Source organism: Runella sp. R0.1_18, assembly GCF_057652155.1.
Map to the genome: position 1 here is coordinate 539352 of NZ_JBYFCK010000001.1, position 19766 is coordinate 559117.

Sequence of the window (19766 nt, forward strand, 5' to 3'; positions counted from 1 at the left end):
CCATTTACATTTCATCATTAAACCTTATTTGTCCATTGAAAACCCCTTTTTACTTCTCTACGCTATGTCTGGTTTTGTTAGCTACGTTAGGACGTACCCAGACGTGGCTCCGCTATCCTAGTATTTCTCCCGATGGTAAAACCATTGTTTTTACCTACAAAGGAGACATTTGGAAAGTTGCTACTTCGGGCGGGGCGGCCGTTCCACTTACCCTCCACGAAGCCCACGATTACATGCCCGTCTGGTCGCACGATGGTAAGCGAATCGCTTTTGCCTCCGACCGCCACGGCAACTTCGATGTATTCACCATTCCTGTAGAAGGTGGGGAAGCCAAGCGCATTACATTCCATTCTGCCAATGAATTTCCTTATGATTTTAGCACCGACAACCAGAACGTTGTTTTCGGAAGTGCTCGCCAAGATTTAGCAACCAACCGTCAGTACCCCGCAGGTTACATGACGGAGCTTTACAGCGTCTCAATCAATGGAGGGCGCGTCAAACAACTCCTCACCACCCCCGCTGAAGACGTCAAATACAACCGCGACGGCAGCAAGTTTGTCTATCATGATCGAAAAGGGGGAGAAAACAGTTGGCGCAAGCACCATACGTCTGCCATCGCAAGAGACCTTTGGGTGTATGACACCAAAACGCAGAAACATACCAAAATTACCAATTTCGCGGGCGAAGATCGTAACGCCGTTTGGAGCGACGAAAAAACGCTCTTTTACCTAAGCGAAGCCAATGGTTCGTTCAACATTCACAAACTTTCTTTGGACAATACGGCTCAGTCCCAGGCCATTACTTCGTTCAAAAAACACCCTGTACGTTTTTTAAGTCGAGCCAATGAAGGAGTACTTTGCTTTGGGTTTAATGGTGAAATTTTTACGCTTAACCCCACTGAGGGAGGAAGTCCAAAAAAAGTAAACGTCAGCATCGCGGCAGATACCCGCGCCAACAACGACCGCGTACTATCGGTCAATGGTGGAGTAAGCAGCATGGCCGTTTCACCCAATGGAAAAGAAGTAGCTTATATTTTTCGTGGCGAAGTGTTTGTCAGTTCGGTGGAAGGCGGTATCACCAAACGCATCACCAACAGCGCGGGCCAAGAGCGGAGCGTAAGTTTTTCGCCCGATGGAAAAGCCTTGGTGTATTCATCGGAGCGGGGCAATCGTTGGAAAATCTTCGAGACGCGCATCAGTCGCAAAGAAGAACCCTACTTCTATGCCTCGACTTTATTAAAAGAAAGCGAACTCATTGCGAATGAGAAAGAAAACTACCTGCCAAAGTATTCTCCCGACGGCAAAGAACTCGCCTTTGTTGAAGACCGCGCGACGCTCAAAATTCTAACGTTGGCCACCAAACAAACCCGTACAATTCTGACCAACCAAGACTTGTTTTCGTGGGGCGACCACGACCAGTATTTTCAATGGAGCCCCGACGGAAAATGGTTCTTATTTGATTATAAAATCCCCAACCTCCGCGAAGGTGAAGTAGGTCTTATTTCTACCGACGGCAAAGGTAAAATCACCAACCTTACCCAAAGTGGCTTTGAAGACGATACCCCCAAGTGGGTACAAGGTGGAAAAGCCATGTTGTGGTTTAGCAACCGCGAAGGTTTGAAAAGCCTCTCTCAGGGTGGCAATTCTCAATCGGACGTTTATGCGATGTTTTTCACCCAAGCCGCTTTCGACAAGTTTAAATTGAGTAAAGAAGAAGCTGCTTTGGCCAAAGAAGTAGAAGAAAAAGCAGCAAAAGCCGATACGACCAAAAAGAAAGATGCCAAGAAAGATTCCACAGTGGTGATTGAACTCGACGGGCTGGAATTGCGCAAAGCCCGTTTGACGATTCATTCATCCAACCTCTCGGATGCCCTTATCAACAAAGACGGCGATATGCTTTATTATCTTTCGCGCTTTGAAAAAGGTTATAATCTGTGGAGCACCAACCTCCGCACCCGCGAAACCAAACAACTGGTGACACTTAATGCCAACGGCGGTGGTAGCATGGTGTGGGACAAAGAACAAAAATCTATTTTCTTGAACTCCGACGGGCGAATTTCAAAAATTGACCCTACTTCTGGCAAACAAGAAAGCATTGGTATCAGCGGCGAAATGAACCTAGATGTGGCCGCAGAACGGGCGTTTATGTTTGAGCACGTATGGCGCCGTACCAAAACTACCTTTTACACCGCCACTTTCCACGGCGTTGATTGGGATAGCTACAAACCCGATTACGAAAAACACCTTCCTCATATCGGGAACAACTATGAGTTCTCAGAATTGCTTTCAGAGTTACTGGGAGAACTTAACGTCTCACACTCAGGCGCTTCGTATTTTGGAGGAGGAACTGCGGGAGCCGATGCTACGGCTGCGTTGGGTGTTTTTTACGACCAAAACTTTACAGGCACGGGGATGCGCGTAGAGGAAGTGATAAAAGATGGCCCGCTCGACAAAGCAGGCTTAAACATCAAAGCAGGAACCATCATCGAAGCCATCGACGGCGAAACCCTTACTCCTGACCGCGACTATGCGCAGTTTCTGAATCGTAAATCAGGCAAAAACGTCTTACTCACTCTGCTTGAAGGTACAGCGCGTCGTGAAGTAGTGGTAAAACCCATTTCGGTGGGTGAGGAAAGCCAATTACTTTACAAACGTTGGGTGCGTAGAAACCAAGATGAAGTAGAAAAACAGAGCAACGGAACACTGGGCTATATTCACATTCCTGGTATGGCCGATGGCCCTTTCCGCGTTACGTACGACGAAGTAATGGGTAAGTATGCGCTCAAAAAAGGCATTGTCGTCGATACCCGCAACAACGGCGGCGGCGACTTGGTGTCTGATTTAGCGACCTTCTTTTCGGGTAAAACGTATATGTACAACTCCACCGACAAACGCGTTATGTATTCGGAACCAAGCTATCGTTGGAGTAAAGCGAGTATTTCGTTGGCCAACGAAGCCAACTATTCCGACGGCCACTGCTATGCCCACATGACACAAGCGGCTTCACTCAATAAGCTCGTCGGGATGCCCGTACCAGGCACTTGTACGTTTGCAGGTTGGGAAACATTGCAAGACCCAAGCATTCGTTGGGGTGTGCCGCCTGTGGGAGTGAAAAGCATGGCGGGTACGTACCTAGAAAACGCCCAAACCGAACCCAACATCAAGGTTTCTAACGAGTACGACGTAGTAGGCAAAGGCAAAGACCAGCAGCTAGAACGTGCGGTAGAAGAATTGGTGAAAGAGGTGAAGTAGAAAAATTATTTTCAAGAACCCTGTTACCATACCTAATTAAGTACCGTCAACAGGGTTCTTGAACAATAAGAATTACAGTATGACAGTAGAGGAATATGCTACGGTTTATTTACAACAAGAAATTCAATTGGTAAAAAATAAACCAGAGCCTTTACTTACAAATTTTGAGAAAGCAATTATTTACAAATATTCTGACACTGGATACGAAGATGTAAATAAACTACTACGGTTAAATCAAGGCCACAACTTACCACTATTTGCTCAACTTCTTGATGAGTGTTTGTCAAAATTGCCAGATTATGAGGGAGTTGTTTACAGAGGCGAAGATTTATCAAAAATGCAGGCAGAAATATACATCAGCGCATTTGAGAACGATCTGGTCATAACCAAAAGTCAGTTTTTTTCATCAAGCAGGAGTAAACAGATTGCAAATATGTTTGGTAAGACGTCGGTAAAAATTTACAGTAAGGCGGGTAAAATGATTGAACATATTGCTAACTTTGGGATAAACGACTCTCAAAATGAACGTGAAGTACTTTTTCGGTGTAACACCTCTTTTGAAGTTGTTGATATTTTACAAGACGAACGTGGTAACTTGTTAAATGTAGTACTTTACGAAATTTGATTATGGCTGTACTTGCCCACAAACCTAAGGAAGAAAAGCCTGATTTGTTTTCTCATACTCTCTTAGAATCGCTGCGTATTTCTTACCAAGAAAGTTACGATGAAGCCGACATGCGTATTAATAAAGAGATTCTTATTGATTTTATGAATGATGTAAAACAAAAGTTGAGAGACCAACATTTATCAAAACGTACGAAAGCTCGTTTGATTCATCTGTTAGATCAGCTTCAAGATTTCTTCGAAGCCCAAACCTCAAATTCATCCCTTCCTACAGCGGAAGCAACTGCCAACAACGAAAACGAGCTAACAACTACTCCCGAGTGGCGTTTACACAAAAAATTTCAATCTTCGCTCGAAACAAAGCTAGTCTCCAATACGCCCTCCCAATAGATTTGGTAACTTTACGGTTTCGTTTTGCGTTACCAATTCATGGAGAACAATCAGCCTATTTTAACAGACATCGAACTCACAGGCCACGACCGCATTGAGGTTATGGGTGCCCGAGAACATAATTTAAAAAACATCGACGTTACTATTCCGCGCAATAAACTCGTAGTGGTGACGGGTATCAGCGGCAGTGGCAAATCTTCGCTCGCGTTTGATACCATTTATGCCGAAGGGCAACGCCGCTACATGGAAAGCTTCTCGGCTTATGCCCGTGGTTTTCTGGGTGACATGGAGCGCCCCGACGTGGACAAAATCGAAGGGCTCAGTCCTGTCATCAGCATTGAACAAAAAACTACCTCGCGCAATCCCCGCTCTACGGTCGGGACAGTAACCGAAATCTACGACTTTTTGCGCCTTTTGTACGCCCGCGCTGGCGATGCCTACAGCTACGTGACGGGCCGACCGATGATTAAACAGTCACAAGACCAAATCATCGACCAAATTCTCGGTCAGTTTGAGAGTCAAAAGGCTATCCTACTCGCTCCCGTTGTCAAAGGACGGAAAGGGCACTACCGCGAATTGTTTGTCCAAATTGCCAAACTAGGCTACACCAAAGTGCGGGTGGACGGTGAAGTGCAGGACATTACGCCCAAAATGCAGCTCGACCGTTACAAAATCCATGACATCGAAATTGTTATTGATCGGTTGATTCCATCAGCTGAAGATCGTTTTCGTCTTAGCCAATCGGTCGGAACTACCCTCAAGCAAGGTAAGGGTGTAATGATGCTTTTGGACGCGAAAAACCAAGTGCATTATTTCTCCCAAAACCTCATGGACCCTGAGTCGGGAATCAGTTATGATGATCCTGCTCCCAACAGTTTTTCTTTCAACTCCCCTTACGGCTGGTGCCCTACTTGCCAAGGTCTGGGGGTGATCGAGGAAATTACGGAGGAAAGTATCTTACCCGATAAAACCCTCAGCCTCAGCAAGGGCGCTATTGCTCCCATCGGCGAGTACCGTGATTTGTGGATATTCAAACAACTTGAAGTATTACTCAAACCTTACAAGATAAACCTCAATACCCCAATTGAAAAGTATCCCCCCGAGGCCATTGACATTATGCTCAACGGTACCGACGAGCCTGTACCCGTACCTTCCAAAAAGTACGAAGGTACCGAATGGAACACCAAGTACGAGGGTATCATTCCTTTTTTGCGCCGTCAACAAGAAAACGGAACGGAGAAAATTCAGGAATGGCTCAAGGATTTTATGCACATCAATACCTGCCCCGATTGCAAAGGAGCCCGCTTGAAAAAAGAAGCACTTTGGTTTAAAATTGGGGATAAAAATATTGCCGAATTGGCCGAAGCTGATATTAGCGAATTGAGCCGCTGGATCAACGATGGGCTGGAAGACCGTATCACCGAACGTCAGCGGTTGATTGGCCGTGAAGTGCTCAAGGAAATTCGCAAGCGAGTTGGCTTTTTATTGGACGTTGGCTTGGATTATTTAACGCTCAATCGCCCTTTGAAAACGCTTTCGGGCGGAGAAGCGCAACGCATTCGCCTGGCCACGCAAATCGGGACGCAACTTACGGGCGTGCTTTATATCATGGATGAGCCCAGTATTGGACTGCATCAACGCGATAACGTTCGTCTGATTGATTCACTGAAAAAACTACGGGATTTGGGTAACACCGTCCTCGTCGTCGAACACGACAAAGACATGATGCTCGAATCAGATTACATCCTCGACATCGGCCCTGGCGCGGGTCGCCACGGCGGGCAAGTGGTAGGCCACGGAACTCCCGCAGAGTTTCTTAAAAACGGCTCCCTTACTTCCGACTTTTTGAGTGGCCGCCGCGCCATCGAAATTCCTAAAAAACGTCGCGCAGGAAACGGTAATGCCATTGTGTTGAAAGGCGCAACGGGGCATAATCTCAAAAATGTAACACTCAAACTTCCGCTTGGTAAAATGGTAAGTGTAACGGGCGTAAGCGGCAGTGGTAAATCTTCCCTCATTCACGAGACGCTTTTCCCGATTCTCAACCGCCATTTTTACAATTCAAAACGCGAGCCTCTTCCCTTTAAAAACATCGAAGGATTAGAACATATCGACAAGGTGATTGAGGTGGATCAATCGCCCATTGGCCGTACGCCTCGCTCTAACCCTGCGACCTACACCAACTTATTTTCAGAAATTCGCACGTTGTTTGCCGAACTTCCCGAAGCCAAAATTCGTGGTTACAAACCTGGGCGTTTTTCGTTCAACGTAAAAGGCGGCCGTTGTGAGGATTGCGAAGGTGCGGGAATGAAAAAAATCGAAATGGAGTTTTTGCCCGACGTTTATGTCGATTGTGATACGTGCAAAGGCAAACGCTTTAATCGTGAAACTTTGGAAGTACGCTACAAAGGAAAATCCGTGGCCGACGTGCTCGACATGACAGTGGAACAAGCCCTGGAGTTTTTTGAAAGTATTCCCAAAATCCACCGTAAAGTACAGACCCTCAACGACGTCGGTTTGGGCTATATTACGCTTGGACAACACGCTACTACCCTCTCGGGTGGTGAAGCGCAACGTGTAAAATTGGCCGAAGAACTTTCTAAAAAAGACACAGGCAAAACGCTCTATATTTTGGACGAGCCTACGACGGGGCTTCATTTTCAGGACATTAAACATTTACTTCATGTCTTAGACAAACTAGCCGACAAAGGAAACACGGTACTGATTATTGAGCATAACTTAGATGTGATAAAGGTATCAGACCACGTCATCGACCTTGGCCCAGAAGGTGGCAGCGGCGGCGGGCGCATCATCGGCGAAGGTACTCCCGAACAAGTGGCGAAGGTAAAGGAAAGCTTTACTGGGAAGTTTTTGAAAATGGAGTTGGAGTAGCCTCGGCGAGGCTAAATCTTAGTAGAAAAAGATAAATAAAGATCCAATTCATTTTTTCTACTAAGGTTTAGCTCCTCTGGAGTAATAAATGGGGCTCTATTTTTTAATACGTTCAGACTATAAATACATAGACGTATCTCCTATTTCCCCTTCCCCAACCCATCAATCCACTGCGTAATTAGCGCTACGCCTTCTTTGTGGATGCTCACGCGGCCAATTTCGGGCATCATTACGCCTGGATGTACGGAGTTCATACGGTAGGTAAGAATGGATTCTTTTCCTTTCCCTGGATTAATGTCAAATCGGTACGGCCCCGCTCCCATTCCTGCTGCGACGGGCGATTTCATCACACCCCAATGAAACGGGTCTTTTTCTTCAACGTTCAGGTAAAGCCCTGAGGTAGAAGCTGGGCCATTAGCATGGTGACAATGCCCACAGTTGACATCCAAATACGAACGCGCACGGTCATTGAGTGATGCCTTCGCGTCGTTCATGCTTACCAACGGTATTACTTTCGCAATATCTTCGGCTTTGGCCTTCAGATAACCCACTTTTTGCCAACGTGTCAACTGATTTTCTTTCCCGTCTTGGTAGGCAAGCTCGTGGTTTAACTGCTTAATTTTTGGCCCAATTGGCATAAAAACGTCCTTCCGATTATGGCAGCTTTTGCACTGATTTTTGTTGGGAATGGCGTAATTGATTTGGTGCGTTTTCCCTGCTTCGTCTTTCCAGCTTACGGGAATCGTTTCGCCCGTAATTTTATAATCGGCTTCGGTTTGGTCGTCCTTCCAGCGGTAAGGATAGGCTTTCCATGTTCCTTTGTCTTTTACCAATAAGCGCGTTTCAAGAATTCGTCGCTCGCCCGTTGGTTTAGAGAAATCATGTGGATAGTAGAAATTTTTGACCAAAATCGTTTTATCAGGAAAATCGAGAGGCTCGTTGGGTTGGTTGACATCAAACGTCGCCGACGTTCCCTCAGGCATCCAAACAAAGCGTTTTTTGAAGGCATAATCGGTAAATAATGTCGCTACGGGCTCGTATTCGAGTACGTTGTCGTTGGGAGTCAATTGCTTTAGCTCGCCCTTGTAAAAGCCGTAGTCTGACAGTTTTTTAAGGGGAAATTCGCTAAAGTTAAGCTGGGAAGGGTGCGCCGTTGCTTGGTTTTGCACTCTACAGCTGTACAACCAACTTAGGGTTACTGCTACCAGCGCCAGCCAGAGGAGTTTTGATTTGAACATAGTTGAAAGTATTAATCTCAAAACCTTATAGGCTTAGGTTTTTCACATCCGTTTTTACCTCTACATTACACGCTGCAAACGGCTTGACATCATTAAAGACCTCAATTTCGGTCACTGCGCCACTGGCAGGGATTAAGAAGCGCGAAAAACGAAAATCTTTCTGGTTTTCCTTAATGCAAATATTCATCGGGTTTTGCTCCGCCGATTTTCCTTTTTTCTCGTCGATGATTCCGTCATAAATCACATCCTGCGATTTAAAGCACTTTGCTGCCACCAGTTTCCCCATTTCTTTGGTCAAATCAGGCACCCCGAACGTCCGCTCAAACGTATTATCATGCACCGAAACGTTGGTGGTAAATGGTGACCATCCAGGGTGATTCGGAATGGGCAATTCGGTGATGTGGTAGCTCGCAATCGCAATCGAGTATGTCTTGTGATTCAAGATTTTATTGTTAAAAATCTCGACCTCATTGCCTGCCAAGACAATAATCCCACTCCCAGGCGGAATCATCGTAACGGCATTGCCATTTTGACCATTACTTACTTCAGCAAAGTTTTCATGGTTGTTTTCTTTAAGCGTGTTGTTATATACCTTCGTACGCGACCCAAAGGCTTTGGGCAAACCTGGCAAATTGAAAATCAAAATTCCTCCTGTGTTGTTTTCGGCGAGGTTGTTATAGACCTCCGCGTTATCCGAGTTTTCAATCTCAATGCCTGCTACATTTTCAAACACATAGTTGTCGCGTACAATGATATTTTCGGACTGCCCCACGTAAATACCCGCGTCGCGCGAGTGCGAAACCTCGCATTTTTCTACCAATACATTTTTGCACTGAACGGGATAAATGCCGTATGTGCCATTTTTAGAGTTTTTATCGTTGGTCCAAGTCGTGTTCACCCCACGGAACGTGATGCTGTTGCAATGTTGCGTTTTGATGCAATCGCCAGGGGCATCCATCACCGTAAAATCTTGGAGCGTAATCCCATCGCCCGCTATTTTCATTCCTTCACCACCCGTTTTGATATTTTTAAACGACATCACGGTGTTGTACATTCCTGCTCCTTTAATGGTCACCTTATTGACTTTATCCAAAATCAATTGGGTATTCATTTCGTAAAATCCTTCGGGAATTTCAATTGTCTCGCCTTCTTTTGCTTCAATAAACTTCGCAACCAACGCCTCCATTTGTTCGGGTGTCGCTTTTGGCAAAGAAGCAATGTCTAGCTTACTTTTTTTGGTTTCTTGGGAGCCACAGGCAGTAAGTAAAGCTACGACCATAGCGGCCCCAACGAGGGTTTTTAAGAAGTTCATGGTACAGGCAATGGGTTTAGTGGTTATGGGACAAAAATAGAGTGTTATAAGAAGACTGTTCCTTGACATTTGTCAAAAAATCGTAATTATTTGCTAAAGTCAGAGACTTCGTACCGATTTCGTCCCGACATAATGTCGGGACGAGCTTGTGAGCTTGTCGAGCTTGACCCAAACTATCATTTGGGTCAAAATGGCACTGCGTCTCTGACGCAAAATGCAAAAGCTAAATAACTAAAAATCAATAATTTGCTCGTTTGGCACGAATTCGACTCAAAGTTTCACCGCTGATTCCCAAGAAAGAAGCAATCATGGATAGCGGTACCCGTTGTAGGATTTGTGGTTTTAGCGTCATTAAGTTGTGGTAACGTTCGGCGGCATTTTGGGTTTGTAGTTCTTTGATATACGCATCACTGTTCATCAAATAGTGCTCAGCAATAATACGTCCCAAACGTTCAATCTCGTGAAATTGGTCGTACAGTTGGTACAAATCCGCGCGGCTTAGTTGTACCACGTTGGTGAGTTCAATGGCCTGAATCGCCGTATGACTGGGTCGCTGGGAAATGAAGCTTGGCAAAGACACCGCAATGTCATTTTCTATTCCAAACCACACCACTACTTCTTCCGCTTGGTTGTTGTGATAATATTCTCGCACGCACCCTTTGGCAATAAAAGAAATGACATCGCTGACCCCGTTTAGCGGCACAATATGCTCACGCTTAGCGTATTGCCGAACTTGCAATGCGTCCAACAGTGCCATTTTTGCTTCCGACGACAGCGGAATAAAACCCTGTAAGTAAGTAATAAAGTTTTGTCTCCATTCCATAGCAAAAGCCCTCAGTTTCAGCATTCAATTTATTTTAACCACCAAGAACACTATGTATTTGCCCAAAGAAAGCTTCATACCTTTTACCAACTATCAACGACACACAAGCCCCTAAAAATCAATTTGATAACTCAATACAGGCACAAAACCGTTTCCAGCGCGACGAGGCTCAAGGGTATTGGTTACGACGTTGTAGCTGGTGCTGGTGTAATTGAGGTTGTTCGTCGCATTTTGTACATCGAGCGAAAGAACAGTGGCGTATTTCTTACGGTTAGAGCGATACGACACTCGCCCGTCAACCCTGAAATACGCAGGAGCTTGTGCAGCATAGTCGGCTCCCGCCAAGGGGATGAAACGTTTTGCTTTGGCCGAGGCCACCGCATCAATCGGGGTATAACGGTACCCGCCGTTGTACATCGAACGAGCGCCTAGTTGAAATACCGAACCATTTTTAAACGTAAACTCCCGTCCGAAGGTCAACGCTGTGCTAAATCGGTCGTTGAAGGCCGAATTGTACGTTTTACTGTCGGCGGTTTGGTACGTTGAGTTAAACAATGAACCTGTGATAAGCAAGTAGTATTTTTTCGAGAAAAATCGCTCAACCGACATATCTATTCCGTAGTTTTTCCCTTTGCCTTTCGCTACCGTTGTAAATTCAGGAAATCCATCCGCGCCGTTGAGCATCCAATAAGCCGAACCTGCGTTAGGTTCTACAAGAACTTTGCGCAGTAGTTGTAAATATACTTCGGTCGAAAACTTCCACAAACTTGGCGTGATGTAGTTATAACTCAAAATCAAATGATGTGACCGTGGGAAAGCGGCGTTTTGGTTGGGGTAGGATTCCACGATTTTCCCCGCAATGGTGTCTTTTTTAAGGTAAAAATAAGTACTCATCGGCAATAGTTGGCTGTGAAGCCCGTATGCCAAACTTACCGTATGGGCCTTGGGCGAACGGTATTGAAACGACAAACGCGGCTCCAAAGAAGTTGTATTATTTAACGCCAAGTACATCGAATGAAGCCCCGCATTCATCACCAATCGGTCGGTAAGGTTGCGGACAATTTGCGCGTACGCTTGCACCGTTTGGGTCGTTCCCTTGCCATTCACCGACTGTTGGCGACCCGCATTGAGCACATTAATATCGGTCACGGAAGCGCGTGGGGCGGTTTCTTTGAAGAATGAAAATTTGATATAATTGGCAATAAGCCCCGCTTTCAGGCGCGTTTTGGCATCAAATTTATAATTGTAAGCGGCAGTAGCAGCCAACCGAAACTCATCGTACTGTTGGGTGTCGTACCGAAACCGTACGTCTTGTAAATTGAGCGTATCCGAATTTCGCTTAATGCCACTTCCAATCACCGCTACGACGTATTTTATCGACGATTTTTCGCTGAGATTGGCGGTATGCGTCACTCCTAACGCCCCCATATTGGCAGGTCGTACGCGGTCTTCCCAGTTATCGGCTTTGCCAGCTACTCGTTTTTCGGCAGGTTCTACTGGCATATAATGTTCTTCACTGAGACCTCCTAATCCAAAAACGGTCGTAGTACGTTTGCCATCTTTACTGTGAAAAGCCAAATTAAACGACAAGTCTTGAAACAGGTTCGTGACACGTTCGCCCACCAAATAAAAACCCATTTGACTCAGCAGCCCCAGTGTCGAATAACGGTAGTTGACCAAGTACGACGAACGGCCTTTTTTAATCGCTCCCTCGGTTGAAAAATCTAATCCCAATACCCCAACTTTGGCCCGATATTCTCGTTTTTGTAGGTTCCCTTCCCGAAACCGAATGTCAAAAGCCCCCGATAACGCATTGCCATATTCGGCAGGCATTCCTCCCGTAAAAAAATCGGAACGACCGAGCAACTGAGCACTGAATACCGAAATTCCTCCCCCTCCCGAACCTGGCTGGGCAAAGTGATTGGGATTAGGAATGTCGATTCCTTCCAAACGCCACAAAATACCAAAAGGAGAGTTGCCCCGTACGATGATTTTGTTTTCGTTTTCATCACGTCCCGCTTTTACGCCTGGGTACGCCAACGCCATCCGCCCTGGGTCGTTGACCGACGCAGGAATCCGCTCGGTTTCTTCGACCGTAAACGAACGCGCACTGACATACGCGAGATCGTTGACAGGCCGACTGAGGTTTTGGGATGATACGACTTTTACCTCTTGTAAGTTGTAGAGGTTTTCTTTCAATTCGATGTTCAACACCACTTCCCGCACTGAGTTCAGGATAAATTCTTCGGTCGTATAGTCTTCGTACCCCACCATTGAGCATTTCACGGACGTTCGCCCGATACGCACGTTGGACAATACAAATTCTCCCAGCGCATTGGTCTGAGTACCTTGCGTTGTTCCAACCATTACGACCGACACGCCGACCATCGGTTGCCGATTGACACGGTCAATCACTCTTCCTCGAACGGTTTGGGTTTTGGTTTGCGCTACTACACTTAAAAAGCTGCTCAATAGGAGCAAACAAGCTAGAAGATAGTGGTTTCGCATAGGGTTTAGGGGGATAAGTAGCTTTGACCTCCCTTCCCGAAAGTTTGAACTTTCGGGAGGGGAAAATCTTATTTCTTCGCTTGTTTTTCGCCTTTTACCGAGCGCAGGTACTTGACCAAATCAAGCACTTCTTGCTCGGTGAGGTTGTCGAATAAACCGACGGGCATCAGTGAGGTAGGCATGACTTCCCGCGACTGAATGGCGGATTTATTGACCACTACGGCCTCTTGCCCCACAATCCGCATCGTCAGCTGACGCTCGTTTTCCGCAATGACGTTGCCTGAATAGATTCGTCCGTCACGGGTAGTAACAACGACGAGTTTATAATCGTCCTGAATTTCGCCGCTGGGATTCAGCACGTTGAACAAGAGGTAGTCGAGACTGGCGCGGTTGGAGCCTGTCAAATCGGGGCCGATGTTCCCGCCTTTGCCGTACATTTTGTGACAACTACCGCACGTCCGCTGAAAAACAACCTCTCCTTTCACTGGGTTAGCGGTTGCCACGGCTTTTTCGGTAATCATGCGCTGGTATTTGGCGTACGATTTTTCCAGCGATGGCTCTTGCTCAATCGGCCCCCACACTTCGATGAACCCACTACCAACTACCCGCAGTAACTGCCGCGCAGCATACGGAGGCACGTCCCGCTTAGGTATCGTCTGACTTTTAAGGGCTTGTGTCAACTGCCAGCCGTATTTTGGCCGTGACGATAAGGTTTGAATGGCTTGTTGTTTTTCGGCGGCCGTAAAGTCTTTGTAATTCGTAATCAACAACTTAGCCAACGGTTCTTTGTCATAATCGGCAATGGCCCGAATCACATCTAACCTCAATTTTGGTTCGTTAAGCAGAGCAGGAAATTCAGCCACCAGTTCCTCGCGCTTGCGCGTCGCGATGGCCTGTAATGCCTGCTGACGCTGTGCCAGCGGGGCATTTTTATTTTTAAGCGTCACCATCGACTTTTGCGTGGCTTCAGTATCACCAAAACGTTGGGCAATCTGTAACGCCAATTGCGCCATTTCTCCGCCGCTTTGTTTCAATTTCGCATACAAAGCAGCCCAGTTAGCGGGTGCTTTCAGGTCAAATCTACCTTCTAAACCGTCGCGCATTCCTTCTAACATGCTGACAACATTTAGCTTTGCCAAAGTTTGGAACTTTGCCAAAGTTCCCACTACGCTCTCGGGTGAGTTGGCATCAATCAATCGACGAGCTACGTATTTTGAAACCAGCGGAATCTGCGCCTGAGTGGCCAACTCCAGTGCCCGTTGTGGATTGGTTTTTACAAGTGGTTCCAGTCCGAACCAAATCATTTTGGGCAAATTATGGTCTTCGTTATCTTCACCGTGACGGGACAATTGCTCCGCTATTTTCCACGCCGTTTCGGTATCCACCCGCTGCATGGCCGATGCCAGATACAACCGAACGACGGGCGAAGGGTCGTCTTTGGCCATTTTTGCAAATGCGGCCAGTGCCCCCGAACTGGGGGCTTTATCTTCGCACAACAACTGAATCGCCCACGCCCGCACGTATTCGTCCTTGTCCGCCAGCGATACCTGCAAATCGTTAGCGGACAAACGGTTGGTTACGTGCAACGCCCACATTCCACGAAGACGAAAATCGGGATTGGAATTTTGCTGAAAAATTGTCTGGAGTTCTGTTACTGCATCCGCAGCAATGCTTCCTCTGACGGCCCGTGCCTGTAGAATCACCCGTGCGCGGCGCGCGTGCCAATCGCTCGGGCTGGTTTGCAAAGCAGCGAGTTGTTTGTCCGTTAGTTTTGATAAATCATCGTAGCGGCCGTCCCAGTTTTTAGCCAATGACTCTTTGGGCATAATTCGGAAAATTCGTCCTGTTTCGCCGTTGACAACTTCTTTTCCGCAAATATCGGCATCGTGCCAATCGAGCACGTACAACCCGCCGTCAGGCCCGACTTCCATGCTGAATCCCACCCATTGGGCGTTGTTGGCCATCAACAATTCGTCGCCGTGTTTGGCTACAAAGCCCGACCCCCGAGGCGCAAGTACGTCCGAAAGAACAGCGTGTTCGTGGATGTTAGCCATAAAAATTCGCCCCTTGTGCTCCTCAGGAAACGCGTCCGACTGATACACCCGCGCCCCGCCGTGCGCCGAACGGTGGCTGTGGTCGGCAATGGTTCGTATGTCGCTGTAAATGTAGGGATTGAAGTGCTGCCCCCCCTGACGGTGGTAAATTCCGCCCAAAATGATGTGCCACATGTGCGGAATCACGCAGGCGCTGATAAACAACTGACCTTTGGCGTTGTAGTCTATCCCCCACGGGTTGCTGAATCCGTGCGCCACTACTTCAAACTTATCCTTAGTCGGATGATAACGCCACACGCCACCGTTGATGTCCACCCCTTCCCCTTGCAGAATATCTTCGGGGAACGGGTCTTTGTGGCGGTACAGCTTTCCTTTGCCCTGTGGTTTACGCACTTTCGACGGCGTTGCAAAACCCTGGCAGCCGTACAACCAGCCATCAGGTCCCCAATGCAGGCTGTTCAGCGTTTCGTGGCGGTCACGGATACCCCAGCCCGTCAGGCGTACTTCAATATCGTTCATGTCGGCCACGTCGTCGTGGTTACGGTCGGGCACAAAAAGCAAGTTTGGCGGAGCGCCCAGATATAACCCGTCGAAACCCACCGCCATGGCCGCAGGAAAGGCAATTCCTTCCCAAAACACCTTTTTGGTATCAGCTACTCCGTCGTGATTGGTATCTTCCAGAATTAGAATACGGCTGTTGCCCGCGTTTGAAAAGCCGCTTCCCCGCGATTCATAATCGCGATTTTCGGCCACCCATAGGCGACCACGGTCGTCCCAGCAAAAAGCCATCGGTTGCGTCATCATTGGTTCCGATGCCCACGTATTTACCTTGAAACCCTCCTTCAATGTCATATTTGCGATGGCTTCTTCGGGCGTCAGAAACTTAGCGTCACGGCCTTCCTGCTGCGCAATACCCCACAACGAATACATCATTTCCTGCCCGCTGTAGTCGCTCCACGTAGTGTTCATTTTCACGTCGTTGAGCTCGCCCGTATAAATCACCAGTTGATGTTTGATTATCTCTACCTTACCTTTCGGAATCATCCAGTCGTTCAGGCGTGCTTTGGCAGGCCCTATTCCGAGCTGACCGTCCACCCGCCAATGCTGCGGGAAACCCTTGTTTTCGGGATGGTCAAGTACCGCAATATGTGCCCAGTCGCTACGACCTTCGATTTGCATGCCTACGTCCACCCAGCCCGCACGCTGCCCCTCGGCTTTTTCGTTTTTCTGACGCGCAGCATTGATTACTTCTCCTTTGATACCCTGCTTCCACGGCATCCGTACAAACAACCCGCCATAGTCATACTTGCCAATGGTAACGTCGGTTTGGGCCTCTCCCGCCCATTCCAAATCCAAGAGATAGCGACCATCTTGCTCCCGCATGACCCACGTCTGGGTTTCGGTCAATACGGCATTGCCTTTTTCGTCTAGCAAGTCATAAACTGTTTCCCATTTTACTTCTGTGCCCTGTGCTTTGATGACTTTGGCCGAAACTTTACGCCAATAATCGCCTTCGGGATGATGGAAATAATCGCGGCCGTTGACCCGCGTAAATCCCCAGTAAATACCCGTTTGGTGTTTGTGATGACCTGGGCTGTACTCCGTTAAAATCCCTTTACCGTCGGGGGCCACGATGGGATGCAGATAAGGTCGGTGGTCGGGCTTTACATTTTGTACCAAAATCGGCTGCTTTATACCTAAACGAGCTACCGAAATTGTTGAGTTTTTTGAGTCGTAAACAGCATGTAACACCGACTTTTTTGGCGGGGTTTTCAGCTGTTGTTTTTCCTTTGGAACGAATGCCATTCCTACTAATAAACATAAAATGAATCCCAAAAACGCAGATAATCTCTTCATATCTATTGAATTAAGCCTATTTATTCTTAAAAGCATTCAAATACAAAATGTTCCTTTTACAAATCATTGTTATTTTCAAACAATTGATTTAATATAACGCTACTTTTTAGGTGGCTCAAAAATGAGGCATATACCAAAGTCAAGACATAACTCATAAAAACACCACTTTAACAAAGTAGAAATTATTGACCTCAACACTACTCTAATCCATCATGCTGCTATTCTCTACCAGAAAAGTTATTACAACTTTACTCTTGCTTGTTATTGCCTATTCTGCCGCCATTGCCCAACAACTCACAGGGCGCGTGTATGAAAATCAAACAGGGAAACCCCTCATTGGAGCCCAGGTGACAGTCGAAGGGCTTGATGTCTCAGCCCCCACAAGGCGCGACGGAAGGTACAGTATCCCCGTCAGTCGGGGTGAGTATTTTGTCCGAGTTACAATGCCAGGCTACGTCACTTACCGCACCCTCATTCGTTTTGGCGTTGTTGATTATCAACTCAACATCTCCATGCGCGTTTCTAGCGACCTTACGCAGGAAGAAACCGAGGTCGGCACGCGCGACGCCAATACCCGTACGTACACCGACACCCCCGTGGCCATCGACAACCTCAAGATTGAGCAGTTTGCCGATGCTTTTGGGCAGTTGGATTTAAGTCAACTACTCCATTTTGTACTCCCTTCGTTCAACTCCAACCGCCAGTCGGGTTCGGATGGTGCTGACCACGTTGACCCATCCGTACTGCGGGGACTTGGACAAGACCAAGTATTGGTACTTATCAATGGTAAACGTAAGCACCAAGCTTCACTTATTTACTTGTTTGGAACCACAGGCCGTGGAAACACCCCTACCGACCTCAACACCATTCCAGTAGCGGCGATTGACCGCGTCGAAGTATTACGTGATGGTGCCAGTGCCCAGTATGGTTCGGATGCCATTGCGGGTGTTATTAATATTGTACTGAAATCTAGCACCAATGGACTAAAAGTCAATACCAACCACAGCATTACCGACCAAGGAGACGGCTTTTCTCAAAACTACAGTTTGCACTACGGGAAAGCACTTAAAAACGACGGTTTTTTTGATGTAACTGCCGATTATATAGGCCGAGGGCGTTTGTATCGGCCTTCGAGCAGTGCCTATAATGAAGTACCCCGTGCTATGTTTGGCGATGCCAAAGTGAACAGTTATAGCGTGTATTTTAACACTGAAGCGCCTTTTAACCGTCAGAAAAAACTATTTTTCTATGCTTTTGGTGGGGTGCAATCACGCAGTACGGATGCTAATTCTTGGACGTATGAAGCCGACAACGAACGAAACATCAAAGCGATTTATCCCAATGGTTTTGAACCTCGTATTTTGTCACAAATTTGGGATGGAACGCTTTCGGTAGGCGTAAAAACCAAAACCAATAATGCTTGGAACTTTGACATAAACAATACTTTTGGCCAAAACCAAATGCACTATACCGTCGCCAATACCCTCAACGCTTCATTGGGAGCCAATTCCCCTCGGTCGTTTGATGCAGGTGGCTTTGGGTTATTACAAAACGTAACAGGAGCACACCTGACGCGTAAATTTCGGAATGGCCTACGTACGACCCACGTAGCGTTGGGCACCGAATTACGGGTTGAAGACTATTACGTGTTTGCAGGTGAAGAAGCTTCTTGGAAAAAATACCCCAACGCCGCCGATTTACCTGGCGGTGCTCAGACATTCCCAGGCTATCGACCCGACAACGAAGTGAATGCAGTCCGTACCAATTTTGGCGCTTATGCCGACCTAGAAACCGACCTTACGCGCTCGCTGTTGGCCACTTTTGCGGCTCGTTTTGAGCGTTATAGCGATTTTGGAAATGCCCTTAACGCTAAAGTTTCATTTCGACTGAAAGTAAATGAAACCTTTGCCCTCAGAGGGTCAGCCAGTACGGGATTCCGCGCGCCTTCGTTGGCACAGTCTCATTTTAGTTCAATCTTCAACGACGTTGTGGATGGAGTCTCCTTTGAAAAAGTACTGGCCGCCAACAATAGCTCCATTACGCGCGCCCTTGGGGTAAAGCCGCTCAAGCAAGAAACCGCCATCAACGCCAGTGCAGGTGCTGTTTTTAAGCCCAATACCAACTTTAGCCTCACCGTGGACGGTTATTATGTGTCGGTCAAAAACCGTATTTTATTGACAGGAGATTTTAGCGAAGACGACCCCGACCTTGCCAAATACCTCCAACCTTTGGACGTGAAATCGGCCTTATTTTTCACCAATGCCCTGAGTACACAAAGTTATGGGGTGGACATTGTGGGAACGGCTTTTTCTGAAATTGGTGAAAAAGGAAAGCTCGAAACGATGTTTTCCATGAATTATAACTACCTTTCTTTGGGAAAAATCAACACAACGGCGTCTTTGGCAGGCAAAGAAGACTACTATTTTTCGGAACGTGACCAGTCTTACGTTTTATACGCTGCACCAAAATATAAATTCAACCTGACTTTTGCGCTTCAACAACCCAAGTTCAATGCGAACCTACGTTTTATCGGTTTTTCAAAAATTGACATTAAAAGCCACGAGCAAGACGACCAAGGAAACTACATTTCAAACATCTATAACGCCCGTGTTATTTCTGATGCCTCGGTCGGATTTCTGCTCAAAAAAGGTACTCGGTTAATCCTCGGCTGCTCCAACCTACTTGGCACTTATACCAGCAACCACAACCCCAACTCAAGTGAAACGGGAGGTATGTACGAATCGGTGCAAATGGGCTATATGGGTCGCTCCTTCTTTGGTAAACTTCGTTTTAATTTCTAATTCCAACAACGGTACT

10 protein-coding genes are annotated in these 19766 nt (G+C 47.0%); 5 read left to right on the forward strand and 5 right to left on the reverse strand.

Annotated features, from left to right (window positions below; all coding sequences use genetic code 11):
- The first annotated feature begins 35 nt into the window (after positions 1-35).
- The 4 genes from AC23P2_RS02370 to uvrA all read left to right on the forward strand — a co-directional run bounded on the left by AC23P2_RS02370 (position 36) and on the right by uvrA (position 7157).
- Positions 36-3251, forward strand: coding sequence for a S41 family peptidase (locus AC23P2_RS02370; RefSeq protein ID WP_487771701.1), 3216 nt, complete (start codon positions 36-38; stop codon positions 3249-3251).
- A 79-nt stretch (positions 3252-3330) separates the two neighbouring features.
- On the forward strand, positions 3331-3876 hold the full coding sequence (locus AC23P2_RS02375) for an ADP-ribosyltransferase (RefSeq protein ID WP_487771702.1): 546 nt from the start codon (positions 3331-3333) through the stop codon (positions 3874-3876).
- A gap of 2 nt (positions 3877-3878) precedes the next feature.
- Positions 3879-4265, forward strand: coding sequence for a hypothetical protein (locus AC23P2_RS02380; protein WP_487771703.1), 387 nt, complete (start codon positions 3879-3881; stop codon positions 4263-4265).
- A gap of 39 nt (positions 4266-4304) precedes the next feature.
- Positions 4305-7157, forward strand: coding sequence for an excinuclease ABC subunit UvrA (gene uvrA / locus AC23P2_RS02385; protein WP_487771704.1), 2853 nt, complete (start codon positions 4305-4307; stop codon positions 7155-7157).
- 140 nt (positions 7158-7297) lie between these two features.
- On the opposite strand, the gene AC23P2_RS02390 is transcribed toward uvrA, so the two are convergent.
- The 5 genes from AC23P2_RS02390 to AC23P2_RS02410 all read right to left on the reverse strand — a co-directional run bounded on the left by AC23P2_RS02390 (position 7298) and on the right by AC23P2_RS02410 (position 16949).
- A complete protein-coding gene (locus AC23P2_RS02390) occupies positions 7298-8395 on the reverse strand; it encodes an SO2930 family diheme c-type cytochrome (RefSeq protein ID WP_487771705.1) in 1098 nt (365 codons plus the stop codon).
- A gap of 25 nt (positions 8396-8420) precedes the next feature.
- Positions 8421-9707: a parallel beta-helix domain-containing protein gene (locus AC23P2_RS02395; RefSeq protein WP_487771706.1), complete on the reverse strand. Its 1287-nt coding sequence runs from the start codon at positions 9705-9707 to the stop codon at positions 8421-8423.
- 238 nt (positions 9708-9945) lie between these two features.
- On the reverse strand, positions 9946-10530 hold the full coding sequence (locus AC23P2_RS02400; RefSeq protein WP_487771707.1) for a Crp/Fnr family transcriptional regulator: 585 nt from the start codon (positions 10528-10530) through the stop codon (positions 9946-9948).
- 111 nt (positions 10531-10641) lie between these two features.
- Positions 10642-13038 (reverse strand): TonB-dependent receptor, encoded by a 2397-nt coding sequence (locus AC23P2_RS02405; protein WP_487771708.1) that lies wholly within the window; start codon positions 13036-13038, stop codon positions 10642-10644.
- A 68-nt stretch (positions 13039-13106) separates the two neighbouring features.
- A complete protein-coding gene (locus tag AC23P2_RS02410; RefSeq protein ID WP_487771709.1) occupies positions 13107-16949 on the reverse strand; it encodes a PVC-type heme-binding CxxCH protein in 3843 nt (1280 codons plus the stop codon).
- A gap of 212 nt (positions 16950-17161) precedes the next feature.
- Here AC23P2_RS02410 and AC23P2_RS02415 point away from each other — a divergent pair, with 212 nt between their 5' ends.
- Positions 17162-19750, forward strand: a complete 2589-nt coding sequence (locus AC23P2_RS02415) for a TonB-dependent receptor (RefSeq protein ID WP_487771710.1) — start codon at positions 17162-17164, stop codon at positions 19748-19750.
- Positions 19751-19766: the final 16 nt, after the last annotated feature.

Coding starts and splice junctions, on each gene's coding strand:
- AC23P2_RS02375 (WP_487771702.1), top strand. CDS start 3,331: ATGACAGTAGAGGAATATGCTACGGTTTATTTACAACAAGAAATTCAA.
- AC23P2_RS02390 (WP_487771705.1), bottom strand. CDS start 8,395: ATGTTCAAATCAAAACTCCTCTGGCTGGCGCTGGTAGCAGTAACCCTA.
- AC23P2_RS02400 (WP_487771707.1), bottom strand. CDS start 10,530: ATGGAATGGAGACAAAACTTTATTACTTACTTACAGGGTTTTATTCCG.
- AC23P2_RS02410 (WP_487771709.1), bottom strand. CDS start 16,949: ATGAAGAGATTATCTGCGTTTTTGGGATTCATTTTATGTTTATTAGTA.
- AC23P2_RS02405 (WP_487771708.1), bottom strand. CDS start 13,038: ATGCGAAACCACTATCTTCTAGCTTGTTTGCTCCTATTGAGCAGCTTT.
- AC23P2_RS02380 (WP_487771703.1), top strand. CDS start 3,879: ATGGCTGTACTTGCCCACAAACCTAAGGAAGAAAAGCCTGATTTGTTT.
- AC23P2_RS02415 (WP_487771710.1), top strand. CDS start 17,162: ATGCTGCTATTCTCTACCAGAAAAGTTATTACAACTTTACTCTTGCTT.
- AC23P2_RS02395 (WP_487771706.1), bottom strand. CDS start 9,707: ATGAACTTCTTAAAAACCCTCGTTGGGGCCGCTATGGTCGTAGCTTTA.
- uvrA (WP_487771704.1), top strand. CDS start 4,305: ATGGAGAACAATCAGCCTATTTTAACAGACATCGAACTCACAGGCCAC.